Raw genomic sequence first — 12993 nt, 5'->3', positions numbered from 1 at the left:
CGGCGCTTCTATCTGGAGCCGCCCCACGGCATGTCCATATAGACGTCGCCCTCGCGCAACTCCTCCAGCATCCGCGTCAGCCGCTTGTGTTTGGTCGTTTCGCGCTTGGCGGTGTTGATCCAGCCCAGATAGTCGTTGCGCTGGTAATCCGGCCGCGCCTCATAGGCGTCGCGCAGGCCGGATTCGTCCAGCGCCGCCGCCACGAAGGCGGGCATGGGCTGCAATGCGCGCTTCAGCGGCATCAGGCGAAGACGCTTGCGCCCACGTCGGCGCGGCCCGCGACATTTCGGAAGGTCTCGAACAACTCGCGTCCGGTTCCGTAAGCATTCGCTGACAGATCGGCGATCACCACCTCGCGCGCGTCGAATTCGGCAGCCGGCACCAGCACTTCCAGCGTGCCCTTGGTCGCGTCGACACGCACCATGTCGCCGTTTTGCACCTTGGCAATCGGGCCACCGTCCAGCGCTTCCGGCGTCACATGGATCGCCGCCGGAACCTTGCCGGACGCGCCGGACATGCGTCCGTCGGTCACCAGCGCCACCTTGTAGCCGCGATCCTGCAGCACGCCGAGCGACGGCGTCAGCTTGTGCAGTTCCGGCATGCCGTTCGCCTTCGGCCCCTGGAAGCGGATGACGGCGACGAAATCCTTCTCCAGCTCGCCCTTGCGGAAGGCTTTCTGCAGCGCTTCCTGGCTGTGGAACACGACGGCGGGCGCCTCGATGACGTGGCGTTCCGGCTTGACGGCGGAGATCTTGATGACCGCCTTGCCGAGATTGCCGGTCAGCATCTTCAGCCCGCCATTGGTCTGGAAGGGCGCGGTGATCGGCGCGAGTACCTGGTCGTCATGCGATTTTGCAGGCGCGGGGTCGCGCACCACCGTATCGCCGTCCAGCTTCGCCTCGACCATATAAGGCTCCAGCCCCTGGCCGAAGACGGTGCGCACGTCGCTGTGCAGCAGCCCCTCGCTCGCCAGTTCGCGGATCATGAAGCCCAGCCCGCCGGCGGCCTGGAAATGGTTCACGTCGGCCAGACCGTTCGGATAGACGCGCGCCAGCAGAGGCGTCGTGTCGGACAGGTCGGAAATGTCCTGCCATGTCAGCTTGATGCCGGCCGCCGCCGCCATGGCGATCAGGTGGATCGTGTGGTTGGTCGACCCGCCCGTGGCGTGCAGCCCCACCACGCCGTTGACGATCGAGCGTTCGTCGATCATCTCGCCCACCGGGGTAAACTCGTTGCCGAGCGCGGTGATGGCAAGCGCACGTTTCGCCGCTTCCCTGGTCAGGGCATCGCGCAGCGGCGTGTTTGGGTTGACGAAGGACGAGCCCGGCATGTGCAGGCCCATGATCTCCATCAGCATCTGGTTGGAATTGGCCGTGCCGTAGAAGGTGCAGGTGCCCGGCCCGTGATAGGAGGCGCTCTCCGATTTCAGCAACTCGTCGCGGCCGACCTTGCCTTCGGCATAGAGCTGGCGGGTCTTGGCCTTCTCGTCATTGGAGATGCCGGTGGTCATCGGGCCTGCGGGCACGAAGATCGCGGGAAGATGCCCGAATGTCAGCGCCGCGATGGTCAGACCGGGCACGATTTTGTCGCAGACGCCGAGGAAGACCGCCGCGTCGAACATGTCGTGCGACAGGCCGATACCCGCCGCCATCGCGATCACGTCGCGCGAGAACAGCGACAGTTCCATGCCGTCCTGGCCTTGCGTGACGCCGTCGCACATCGCCGGCACGCCGCCCGCCACCTGCGCCACGCCGCCCGCCTCGCGCGCCGCCTGCTTGATCAGGGCGGGAAAGGTCTCGTAGGGCTGATGCGCCGACAGCATGTCGTTATAGGCGGTGATGATGCCGAGATTGGGCACGGTGTCGCCCATCAGGTCTTCCTTGTCGGACGGTCCGCAGGCCGCGAAGCCGTGGGCGAGGTTGCCGCAGGACAATTTCGTGCGCTTCGGACCCAGCTCGGCCCGGGCGCGCAGCCGTTCAAGATATGTTTCGCGCGTCAGGCGCGAACGTTCGCGAATGCGTTCCGTGACCTCGGCCACCGATTTCTGCACGTCACTCATGGGTCAGGGCTCCCTGTGATGTGAATTTATAGAGCGGTTATGGCGCCCAGAACACGTGTACGGGCGTCTTGTCCTGGTGCAGCACGGCGCGCACCGGCATGGCATTGGCGTCGGTTCCGGCAAGCGCCGTATCGAACACGCCGCGCTTTTCTTCCCCTTCGATATGGAGCGCGAGGAACCGCGCGTCCAGAAGGGCGGGCAGGGTAAGCGTCAGCCGCGGTTCGCCCGCGCCGTCCGCCTGCATCGGCAAAACGCGGGTTTCGCCGGCCGTATCGAGCGCATCGGAAAGCCGGTCGCCACCCGGGAAGAACGAGGCCGTGTGCCCGTCCGTGCCCATGCCGAGCACCGCGACGTCGAGCGGCCAGGGCAGGCCGGCGAACAGCGCCTCGCTCTTCTCGGCATTTGCGATCGGCAGTTCCGCCGCTGTCTCGTAGGCGACGAAATGCGCTTTCGCGGCATTGCCTTGCAGCAGCGTCTCGCGCACCAGCTTCTGGTTGGCGCGGTCGGAGTCGGGCGGGCAGATGCGTTCATCGACGAGGATGACCGTCACCCGGTCCCAGGAAATGTCGGTTTCCGACAGCACGGCGAAAAGCCGCTTCGGCGTCGAGCCGCCGGAGACCGCGAGAGACGCTTCGCCGCGCTCGGCGATCGCGCCCGCAAGCTTCGCCGCGATGCCCGCCGCCAGCGCGATGGCGAGCGCCTCGCGGTCGGGATAGTCGTGCCGGTGGAGCCTGTCGTCCGGATCAGTTTTCATACCATGTCCGTCCGTCGCGCTCGATCAGGGCGATGGAGGCCGAAGGCCCCCATGTGCCCGCCGTGTATTGCCGCACCGGCTGCTCGCTCCCCTCCCATGCCTTCAGGATCGGATCGATCCACTGCCACGCGGCCTCCACCTCGTCGCGGCGCATGAACAGCGTCTGGTTGCCGCGGATCACGTCCAGGATGAGCCGCTCATAGGCGTCCGGATTGCGCACGCCGAAGCTCTCCGCGAAACTCATGTCCAGCGGCACGTGGCGCAGCCGCATGCCGCCCGGTCCGGGGTCCTTGATCATCAGCCACTGCTTGACGCCTTCGTCCGGCTGCAGCCGCATCACCAACTGGTTGGCGACCATCCGGCCCGCCGCGCTGCCGAAGATCGAGTGCGGCACCGGCTTGAAGGCGATGACGATCTCGGAGACGCGCTGTGCCAGCCGCTTTCCGGTGCGCAGGTAGAAGGGCACGCCGGCCCAGCGCCAGTTGCCGATTTCCGCCTTGATGGCGACAAAGGTCTCGGTGTTCGAGACCCCGCCTTCCAGCTCTTCCAGATAGCCCTTCACCGGACCGCCGTTCGAGGCGCCCGATCTGTACTGTCCGCGAACCGTCAATTCCTCGACATTGCTCTCGTCGATCCGCCCGAGCGAGCGCAGCACCTTCAGCTTCTCGTCGCGCACCGCATTCGCGTCCATCGAGGAGGGCGGTTCCATCGCCACGAGGCACAGAAGCTGCAGCATGTGGTTCTGCACCATGTCGCGCAGCGCGCCGGCGCGGTCGTAGTAACCGGCCCGCCCCTCGAGCCCGACCGATTCCGCCACGGTGATCTGCACGTGATCGATATGGGCGGAGTTCCATAGCGGCTCGTACAGCGCATTGGCGAAGCGCAGCGCCATCAGGTTCTGCACCGTCTCCTTGCCGAGATAGTGGTCGATGCGGAAGACCTGGTCCTCGGTGAAGACCTCGCCCAGCGTGTCGTTGAGGATGCCGGCAGATTCCAGGTCGCGACCGATCGGCTTTTCGACGACGATGCGCGTCTCGTCGGTAATCAGTCCGTGCTCGCGCAGCTTGGTCGCGAAATCGCCGAACAGCGATGGGCCGACGGCGAGATAATAGGCCCGCTTCTTGTGCGGATCGCCGTCCAGCTTCGCCTTCAGGTCGTCCCAGCCCTTGTCGGACTTGGCGTCCACCGAGACGTAGCGCAGCTTTGCGAGGAATTTTTGCAGCTCGTCCTCGTCGAGGTCTTCCTTGATGAACTGTTCCAGCGCCTTGCGCGCGAAAGCGCGGTATTCGTCGTCGGTCATCTCGGTGCGTGAGGCGCCGATGATGCAGGTCTGATCGACGATCTGGCCGCCGACCTGGCGGTGATACAGTGCGGGAAGAAGCTTGCGCTCGGCGAGATCGCCGGTACCCCCGAATACGATGTAGTCGAAGGGATCGACGGGGATGATCTGTGCGGACATGGATGTTTCCTGTCTGGCGAGAGGAGTCGGCGGCGTTATAATCTAATCGATTTAAAAAGACCAGATCGCAATTGTATTTTTGTCGCTTGGCGGTTCCGGTGTGCTAGACCGTGGGAGGATGACGGTCGCATCCGTCGATGTTTGCAGGGAATGACGACATGCTCAAGACGCCCGACACCACTTTGCTGCGCACGGTGGCCGAGGAGCGCGCGGCGTTGAACGTTATTGGTGGCAAGATGGTCGGTGCGAAATCCGGCGCGCGCATCGAGGTCGCCTGTCCGTCCGACGGTCGCGTCTTCGCCTCGATCCCTCGGGGAGAGACCGCCGATATCGATGCCGCCGTCGCCTCCGCCCGCCATGCTTTCGAGGTCGGCCCGTGGAGCCGCATGACCGCCACGGAACGCGGCCGCGTCCTGACCCGCCTGTCCGGACTTGTCGAGCAGCACGCCGACGAACTCGCGGCGCTGGAATCGCGCGATACCGGAAAGCCGGCCCGCCAGGGCGTCGCCGATGTCACCGCGGCGATCCGCTACTATGAATATTACGGCGCCGCCGCCGACAAGGCGCATGGCAGCCAGATCCCGTTCCTTGAGGGCTACACCGCCATCACCACGCGCGAGCCGCATGGTGTCGTCGCCGGCATTATTCCGTGGAATTACCCGCTGCAGATCCTCGCCCGTGTCGCGGGCGCAGCGCTTGCCATGGGCAACACGCTTGTCGTGAAACCGGCCGAGGACGCCTCGCTCACCACGGTCCGCATCGCCGAACTGGCGCTTGAGGCCGGTTGCCCGCCGGGCGTCTTCAACGTCGTCACGGGCTATGGCGCGGAGGCCGGTGCGGCGCTGTCCGGACATCCCGGCGTCGATTACGTCACCTTCACCGGCTCGCCCGGCACGGGCACGGCGATCCAGCAGGCCGCCGCCTCCAACAATCGCGGCGTGACCATGGAACTTGGCGGCAAGTCGCCGCAAATCGTCTTCGCCGACGCGGACCTCGACGCGGCGCTTCCCGTCGTCGTCAACGCGATCATCCAGAATGGCGGCCAGACCTGTTCGGCCGGAAGCCGGGTGCTGGTCGAAAAGCCGATCCACGAGGAATTCACCGCCGAACTCGCCCGGCGGTTCGAGGCGCTTGTCGCCGAACCGCACGACCGCGACGGCGATCTCGGCCCGCTGATCAATACCCGTCAGGCCGAACGCGTCGCCGCGATGATCGCCGAGGCGGAGGCCGCGGGCTTTCCGGTTCTGGCAAAAGGCAGCGTCGCCGACGACGCGCCGCAAGGCGGCCACTATCAGGCGCCCGTCCTGTTCGGCGCGGTCGATCCGCTGTCGGCGCTCGGCCAGGAGGAGGTCTTCGGTCCGGTTCTCGCCGCCTTTTCCTTCGAGGGCGAGGAGGAAGCGGTTCGCCTCGCCAACGGCACGGAATACGGGCTGGTCGCGGGCGTCTGGACGCGCGACGGCGGCCGCCAGCACCGCGTCGCCAGGCGCATTCGCGCCGGCCAGGTCTATGTCAACGCCTATGGCGCGGGCGGTGGCATCGAATTGCCTTTCGGCGGCTTCGGCAGGTCCGGACATGGCCGCGAAAAAGGATTCGAGGCGCTGATGGACATGTCGGCGACGAAGACGACCGTTTTCAATCACGGCTGATCTGCATCGGCTTGGCAATTCATTCCGGAGAGGTATCCATGTCGGACGAGAAATACCTGATGACCCGCGAGGAGATCGAGGAAATGCCGGGCCTGAAGAAGACCCATTTCCTCAATCCCAACGCCATCCGCATAAACAAGTCGCTGGGTGACGAGACGGGCCTGACCGGGTTCGGCTTTCACATCATCGAGGTCGAGCCCGGCCGCGATACCACGGAGCATCATGTCCATTACCACGAGGATGAGTGCGTCTACGTCCTCTCCGGAGAGGCGACGGCGCATATCGGCGAAGAGTCCTTTCCGGTAAAGGCCGGCGATTTCATCGGTTATCGCAAGGGCGGGCTCGCACATTCGATGACCAATACCGGCACGGAGCCGTTCCGCTGCATCGTGGTCGGCGAGCGTCTGGCGCATGACGTGGGCGACTATACCAAGCTCAGGAAGCGTATTTATCGCAATGCCGGAATGAAGTGGAACCTGGTCGATCACGACCATATCGGCGAGCCGGTCGCCGGCGCGAAGAAATAGGCGCGTCCGACGGGAAGGGAGAGGCGAATTGGCAAGGCTTGCAGGAAAATCCGCGATTGTCACCGGCGCGGCGTCGGGTTTCGGTGAGGGCATGGCGCGGCGTTTTGCCGAAGAGGGCGCGAACGTCCTTGTCGCCGATCTGAACGGAGAGGGCGCCGAACGGGTCGCATCCGAAATCGGCGCAGCGGCCCTTCCGCTGGCCGTCGATGTGGCGCGCAGGGAAGATGTCGATCGCATGGCCGAGACCGCCCTGGAGCGTTTCGGCCGCATCGACGTCATGGTCAACAATGCCGGCTATACCCACCCCAACGGCGACATGCTGGGCGTCTACGAGGAAACGTTTGACCGTATCGCCGACGTCAACATGAAGGCGATCTACCTCTCCGCGCTCGCCGTCGTGCCCGTGATGGAGAAACAGGGCGGCGGCGCGATCATCACCACCGCATCCACCGCCGGTCTGCGCCCTCGTCCGGGCCTGACTTGGTACAATGCGTCCAAAGGCTGGGCGATCACCGCCACCAAGTCGATGGCCGTCGAGCTCGCGCCGAAGAACATTCGGGTCAACTGCCTGTGCCCCGTTGCCGGGGAAACCGGCATGCTGGCGCAGTTCATGGGCGAGGACACGCCGGAAAAGCGGGCCTTGTTCCGCGCCTCCATCCCGCTCGGCCGCCTGTCAACCCCGCTCGATATCGCCAATGCGGCCTTGTGGCTCGCCTCCGACGAGGCGGAATTCATCACCGGCGTGGCGCTGGAAGTCGATGGTGGCCGTTGCATTTGAGCGGCCAGCGGGAACCCGGAAGGCCCCGCGTCGTTCTTGCCTTGCCGCAATCCTCTGATACGGAAGAGCCATGACCGGCGACCAGATGTTTCTCTTCGCGCTCTTCGGCGCGGCCTTCGTGTTCTTCGTGTGGGACAAGGTCCGCTACGATCTCGTCGCCTTTTCGGCGCTCCTCATCGCGGTCGTGGCCGGCCATGTCGAGCCTGAGGCGGCCTTCGAGGGATTCGGCCATCCGGCCGTCGTCATCATCGGCCTCGTGCTGATCGTCTCGCGCGGTCTGGTCAATTCCGGCGCGGTCGAGCGCATCGCCCGTCTCGTCGTTGCGCCGGAGCGCTCGGTGCCGATGCATATCGGCGTCATGTCGGTCGTCGGCGCGGCGCTTTCGGCGGTCATCAACAATGTCGCGGCGCTGGCGCTCCTGATGCCGCTCGATCTCGAAGCGTCGGCCAAGGCGAAGCGCGCGGCCGCACTCACCCTGATGCCGCTCTCCTTCGCCACCATCCTCGGCGGCATGATCACGCTGATCGGCACGCCGCCCAACATCGTCATCGCGCAATATCGCGACCGCGCGCTCGGCGAACCGTTCTCGATGTTCGATTTCGCGCCGGTCGGCCTTGCCGTGTCGATCGCCGGCATCGCCTTCGTCGCGCTTGTCGGCTGGCGGCTGATCCCGGCGCGCGACAGGCCGTCCCAGGTCAAGAGCGGCGAGGAGGCCGGGCTCTACGTCGCCGAGGCTCGCGTCAAGGAGGGCTCGAAATTCATCGATATGAAGGTGCACGAGCTCTATCCGCTCGCCAATGACAACGACATCGCCGTCATCGGCCTTGTCCGCCGGGGCCGCCGCCTGCCGGGCTTCTCGCGCAACGAGACTCTCACCAAGGGAGATTTCGTGGTCCTGGAGGGCGATCCGAAGTCGATCGAGACTTTCATGGGCGCCGCCGAGTTCGATTTCTCCGGCTCCGAGAAACACGAGGGTGGCGTCGCCGGCCCGTCGCTGACCCTGATCGAGGCCATCGTTCCGGACGGGTCGCGCATCGTCGGCCGTTCCGCGATGGATTTGCGGCTGCAGTATCGCCACGCGATCACCCTTCTCGGCGTCTCGCGCAACGGCAAGCGGTTCCGCGAGCGCGTGCGCCACGTCAAGATCCAGCCGGGCGACGTGCTGCTCCTGCTCGGCGCGGAGGAGCGTATCAGCGAGATCGCCGGCTGGCTCAATGTCCTGCCGCTCGCCGAGGGCAAGACGCAGATGCTCCAGCGCGGCAAGGCGACCATGGCGATCGGCGCCTTCGCCGCCGCCATCGCGGCCTCCGTCATGGGGTTCGTCACGCTCGACATCGCGCTCGGCCTCGTCGTCGTATCCTATGTGCTGATGGGCCTTCTGAACGGCACCGAGGTCTATGAGGCCGTTGACTGGCGGGTGATCGTCCTGCTCGGCTCGCTGATCCCGCTCGGCCTCGCTCTGGAAGACAGCGGCGGTACGCAACTGATCGCCGAGACCATCGTGTCGGCCACCAGCGGCGCGCCGGTCTGGGTCGTGCTCGCCGTGCTGATGGTCGTCACCATGACGCTGTCGGATTTCCTCAACAACGTCGCGACCACGCTGATCGCCGCCCCCATTGCCGTCGGTGTCGCCAATTCCTTCGACGTCAATCCCGATCCCTTCCTGATCGGCGTCGCCGTGGCTGCCTCCTGCGCCTTCCTCACGCCCATCGGCCACAAGAACAACACCATCATCATGGGCCCGGGCGGCTACGCATTCGGCGACTACTGGCGCATGGGCATTTTCCTGGAGATCTTGGTCCTCATAGTCGCTATCCCGACGATCCTGTTCGTCTGGCCGCTTTAGGGCCTGTATTCCAACAGGTCATTGATCTTGAGATTCGATCCGTGGTTTCTAACGATTGCTACAAGGTGTGATGTGCTTGGCTGAGCTCTCCTCAGCGCTGCCGTGTTTGCAGAAATACTTGAAATTCGAGCGAGAAGGCTGATGCGTTCACTTGAGTCTAAGATCGTGGAGTATCTTTCGCCTACGTGCGACGGCGAGCCCATCCATGCAATTCTTCTTAGTATGTTTGACTTTCAAATCAGCTATTCAATAATCGAGAGAATACAAGCGAAGAAAAAGGTCGCATTTTCGCTGCGTGAAAAGAATTATGTTTGGAACGGAGGGCTCTGCGAAGCTCCCGTATGGTTGTTGGTCGGGCAAGTGCCGAAAAGCTTTGAAATTATCACAAAATTCACACTACGAATGAATCTCGCTTCTGGCGATTATGTCGACTTCTTTTGTGACGATAGCCCCTTTGAGGAATTGATTATCGATTTCGGTATTAACGAGGACGGTGCCCGTGTCATGGAGATTTTCTGAGCATTCGTCAGAGGCTGCTTGGTGCTGATCGTCACCATTCCGACGATTCTGCTCGTGTGGCCGTTATAGTCTTCCGAAACGGGAAGACGGGCTTTTCGGCAGGCCCAAAAACGGCCGGGCTCCCCCTCGAAAGCCCGGCCTTGGTAACGGTCCGCATCGGGATGGGGGTTGGGAGCTTCTCGTTACATTACGTAACGTAACATGAAAACTCTGCGCGGCAAATTCCGCGTACACGGTTATTTCGCGCCCGCGTGATGGCAGCTTGCCGAATTCTCCGTTATTGCCCCATCTTCGTCGGATTGCCGTCGCAAGCACGCAACATCGTGGCCTGTCCGGCCACCCGAAAAGGAGTGTAATCCATGGCTGGCGCTGAAGCCCTTATAGTTCTGAGCCTGCTCGGCTGCGACGACAGCGGCACGCAATGCGATTTCGTGCGCGTTGGCACCGAGCACTTCGAGACCGTCGAAGCCTGTCGCGCCGCCTCCGAGCCGCTCTTGCAGGCAAGCGTCGAGGCCGATTATCCGACGGTCGTCGCGGTGTGCTCGCCGCAAAGCTCGGTGCCGATGCAGCAAACCGCCGAAACCGGCGAACCCGTCCCCGTTCCGATTCCCCCGGAAACGCCCGCCGAAGTCGGTGACGAAGCCTTGCCGGCAGGCGATCTCGCCCAGCCCTATCCCGAGCCGCCACCGGAGCCCGAAAAGGAGCCGGGTCTGCTCGCCCGCGTCGCCACCGCGATCGGCGCGCTCACGCCCGACAAGGAAACCCTGACCAAGCCCATCGATGTCGCCGCCGACGGTGCCGCCAAGGTCGGCGGCGCGGTCATCGTCGGCGTCAAGCGCGTCGCCGACGCGGTCAATCCGTTCTGATCCTATCGCGCTGCCCCAGGGCGGCGCGACATCTCCCGCCAACAGCCCTGGAAAGGGCGCTTCCATAAACAGCTTGACTGTCCGGGGATTAGGCATACCCTCCGATTAGACCGATCGGTCTAGTTTATGACAAGGAGGACGTCATGCGTGTCGCCAAGGAAGATGTCGAGATCAAGCTGGAACTGCCGGGCGTGGTCGTGCGCCAGCACAGGGACTTCGGTGATGTGGGAGGATACGGACGGATCAGCGGTGAGTATTTCACCCTGGCGGCCGGCGTCGACACCACGCCGCTCTTCCAGGGACTGGAGGGCAACCTCTGCCAATGCCCCCATTGGGGTTACGTGCTGAGCGGCAGGATCACGACCACGGATGCCGACGGATTACAGGAAACCGTCAGCGCCAATGACCTTTTTCACTGGCCGCCGGGTCACAATGTCCATGTGGACGACGATGCCGAAATCGTTATGTTCAGTCCGCAGCATGAACACACCGAGGTCATCGATCACATGATCGAGAAAACCCGGTAACAATCCGCTCTGCCGCGGGGAGGACACGCCTCCCGGCGGCTGATCGCCCCGACAGCCGCGAGAAGCCAGAACGTGCATTCGACCAAGCAACGCCTGATAGAAGCGGGTTTGCGGATGTTGCTGGAGCAGGGCTATGGCAGCCTTGGTATCAAGGAGCTTCTGGACGAGACGGGCATCCCGAAGGGATCCTTCTACCATCACTTCCGCGACAAGGAGGACTTCGCGCTCACGGTGATCGACACCTATCTGGCGAATGTCCACACCGTTCTCGACCAGTGTGTCGAGGCGAAGGAACTCCCCCCGCTGGATCGTGTTCGCCATTTCTTCGGTCTCGTACAGGAAAGCTACAAGTCCGACGGATATCTGGGCTGCCTCATGGGCGCACTCGGTCAGGAATTGTCGGGCATGAGCGAGCCGTTTCGCCGCAAGATCGACGCCTGCTTCTCCTCGATTGCCGAACGGCTTGCCATTTGCCTGGACGAAGCACAGCGCGATGGCGATATCCGTGGCGGCTGCGATACGCATCAGATGGCGGAATTGCTGGTCGATTGCTGGGAAGGTGCTGCGCTGCGCAGCCGTTTGAAGCGAAGTCCGGAATCGCTCGACGCCATGGTCGACTATTTTCTCGCCTCGCTGAAGTAATGCGCGGGCGTTTGCCCGGCAGACCGGTCCGTGGCTTCGGCGACGCTCATCATTGAATTGCCGGGTCGGAAGGCTTATGCCCTCGCCACCTCGAATTTTCCAGGGCATTTCGAATGCACGCAGTCTCGATATCCGGAACCGGCGTCTTCACGCCGGAACAGACGATTTCCAACGCCGAACTCGTCGCCGCCTTCAACGCATATGCCGACCGGCAGAACGCGCTGCACGCCGACGAGATCGAACGCGGCGAGCGCGAGCCGGTCCCGCAGTCCGATGAAGGCTTCATCGTCAAGGCGTCGGGCATCGAAAGCCGCTATGTCCTCGACAAGAAAGGCACGCTCGATCCGGAGATCATGCACCCCGTGCTGCCCGAACGGTCCGACGACGAACTCTCGGTCATGGCCGAGATGGCGCTGAAGGCCGCGACGGTGGCGCTGGAAAAGTCGGGCCGCACCGCCGCCGATATCGACGCCGTCATCTGCGCCGCGTCGAACCACGAGCGCGCCTATCCGGCCATCGCCATCGAGGTCCAGCAGGCGCTCGGCATTAACGGTTTCGCCTTCGACATGAACATCGCCTGTTCCTCGGCGACCTTCGGCATCCAGGCCGCCGCCGACATGATCCGCTCCGGTTCCGCGCGCGCTATCCTGATGGTCAATCCGGAAATCTGCTCGGCGCATCTGGAGTGGCGCGACCGCGACTGCCATTTCATTTTCGGCGATGTCTGCACCGCCGTTATCCTCGAACGCGCGGACCTCGCCACTGCGCCGGGCCGGTTCGAAATCGTCTCGACACGCTGCCTGACGCAGTTTTCCAACAACATCCGAAACAACAACGGCTTCCTGCGTCGCACCCGCGAAGGCCACATGCAGGACCGCCGCGACATGCTGTTTCGCCAGGAGGGCCGCAAGGTCTTCAAGCAGGTCGTGCCCATCGTCATCGACCTGATCCTCGGCCATCTCGCCGACGAGGATTTGAAACCGGGCGATCTCGAACGGCTTTGGCTGCATCAGGCCAACAAGGGCATGAATGACATGATCGGCGCGCGCGTGCTCGGTCGGACACCGGAAAAGGGCGAGCAGCCCAACATCCTGCAGGACTACGCCAACACCTCTTCGGCCGGCTCGATCATCGCTTTCTCGAAATATTCCGACGATCTCGAACCGGGCGCGCTCGGCGTCATCTGCTCCTTCGGCGCGGGCTATTCGGCAGGCAGCGTGATCGTCCGCAAGGCTGCCTGAGCGGGTGCGCCTCAGCTTATGGCAGGTGATCGCCGCGAAGCCGTCTTCGCCGAGAACCCGGCGAAGCGCCCGGAAAGCCGCCGGAACCTCTTGCGGGTAGAGATGCTCGGGATTTTGCGTGGAGACCGG

Annotated in this window: 13 protein-coding genes; 9 read left to right on the top strand and 4 right to left on the bottom strand. The window is 63.8% G+C overall.

What is annotated here, in order from left to right; translation table 11 throughout:
* Positions 1 to 8: 8 nt before the first annotated feature.
* From ACQK2M_RS21910 to zwf, 4 genes are read right to left on the bottom strand one after another with little or no spacing between them, the layout of a single operon-like run.
* Positions 9 to 242: a YdeI/OmpD-associated family protein gene (locus ACQK2M_RS21910; RefSeq protein ID WP_425419559.1), complete on the bottom strand. Its 234-nt coding sequence runs from the start codon at positions 240 to 242 to the stop codon at positions 9 to 11.
* Entirely contained in the window at positions 242 to 2059 is a 1818-nt protein-coding gene (edd, locus tag ACQK2M_RS21905; RefSeq protein ID WP_425419558.1) for a phosphogluconate dehydratase, read from the bottom strand. Before edd ends, ACQK2M_RS21910 begins: the two co-directional genes overlap by 1 nt.
* Positions 2060 to 2096: 37 nt before the next feature.
* Positions 2097 to 2813 carry a 6-phosphogluconolactonase gene (pgl, locus tag ACQK2M_RS21900; RefSeq protein WP_425419557.1) on the bottom strand — a complete coding sequence of 239 codons (717 nt, stop codon included), beginning with the start codon at positions 2811 to 2813 and terminating at the stop codon, positions 2097 to 2099.
* Positions 2803 to 4272, bottom strand: coding sequence for a glucose-6-phosphate dehydrogenase (zwf, locus tag ACQK2M_RS21895; RefSeq protein ID WP_425419556.1), 1470 nt, complete (start codon positions 4270 to 4272; stop codon positions 2803 to 2805). Before zwf ends, pgl begins: the two co-directional genes overlap by 11 nt.
* 158 nt (positions 4273 to 4430) lie before the next feature.
* On the opposite strand from zwf, the gene ACQK2M_RS21890 reads away from it, so the two are divergent.
* The 9 genes from ACQK2M_RS21890 (at position 4431) to ACQK2M_RS21850 (ending at position 12864) form a co-directional block, all read left to right on the top strand.
* Positions 4431 to 5918, top strand: a complete 1488-nt coding sequence (locus ACQK2M_RS21890) for an aldehyde dehydrogenase family protein (protein ID WP_425419555.1) — start codon at positions 4431 to 4433, stop codon at positions 5916 to 5918.
* Positions 5919 to 5956: 38 nt separating this feature from the next.
* The gene (locus ACQK2M_RS21885; RefSeq protein ID WP_425419554.1) at positions 5957 to 6445 is read left to right on the top strand and encodes a cupin domain-containing protein; all 489 of its coding nucleotides are present in this window, start codon (positions 5957 to 5959) and stop codon (positions 6443 to 6445) included.
* 28 nt (positions 6446 to 6473) lie between these two features.
* On the top strand, positions 6474 to 7223 hold the full coding sequence (locus ACQK2M_RS21880; protein WP_425419553.1) for an SDR family oxidoreductase: 750 nt from the start codon (positions 6474 to 6476) through the stop codon (positions 7221 to 7223).
* A gap of 70 nt (positions 7224 to 7293) precedes the next feature.
* Positions 7294 to 9069 carry an SLC13 family permease gene (locus ACQK2M_RS21875; protein ID WP_425419552.1) on the top strand — a complete coding sequence of 592 codons (1776 nt, stop codon included), beginning with the start codon at positions 7294 to 7296 and terminating at the stop codon, positions 9067 to 9069.
* A 141-nt stretch (positions 9070 to 9210) separates the two neighbouring features.
* Positions 9211 to 9588: a hypothetical protein gene (locus ACQK2M_RS21870; RefSeq protein WP_425419551.1), complete on the top strand. Its 378-nt coding sequence runs from the start codon at positions 9211 to 9213 to the stop codon at positions 9586 to 9588.
* Positions 9589 to 9947: 359 nt separating this feature from the next.
* Positions 9948 to 10454 (top strand): hypothetical protein, encoded by a 507-nt coding sequence (locus ACQK2M_RS21865; protein ID WP_425419550.1) that lies wholly within the window; start codon positions 9948 to 9950, stop codon positions 10452 to 10454.
* Between the two features lie 143 nt (positions 10455 to 10597).
* Positions 10598 to 10981 carry a hypothetical protein gene (locus ACQK2M_RS21860; protein WP_425419549.1) on the top strand — a complete coding sequence of 128 codons (384 nt, stop codon included), beginning with the start codon at positions 10598 to 10600 and terminating at the stop codon, positions 10979 to 10981.
* A gap of 72 nt (positions 10982 to 11053) precedes the next feature.
* Positions 11054 to 11623 (top strand): TetR family transcriptional regulator C-terminal domain-containing protein, encoded by a 570-nt coding sequence (locus tag ACQK2M_RS21855; protein WP_425419548.1) that lies wholly within the window; start codon positions 11054 to 11056, stop codon positions 11621 to 11623.
* 113 nt (positions 11624 to 11736) lie between these two features.
* Positions 11737 to 12864, top strand: a complete 1128-nt coding sequence (locus ACQK2M_RS21850; protein ID WP_425419547.1) for a beta-ketoacyl-ACP synthase III — start codon at positions 11737 to 11739, stop codon at positions 12862 to 12864.
* Positions 12865 to 12993: the final 129 nt, after the last annotated feature.

The sequence above is a fragment of the Oricola indica genome (assembly GCF_965227485.1).
In the GTDB taxonomy this organism is placed as follows: Bacteria; Pseudomonadota; Alphaproteobacteria; order Rhizobiales; family Rhizobiaceae; genus Oricola; species Oricola indica.
The sequence above is the reverse complement of the archived record's forward strand: the minus strand, read 5'-3'. Positions and strand labels throughout refer to the sequence as shown.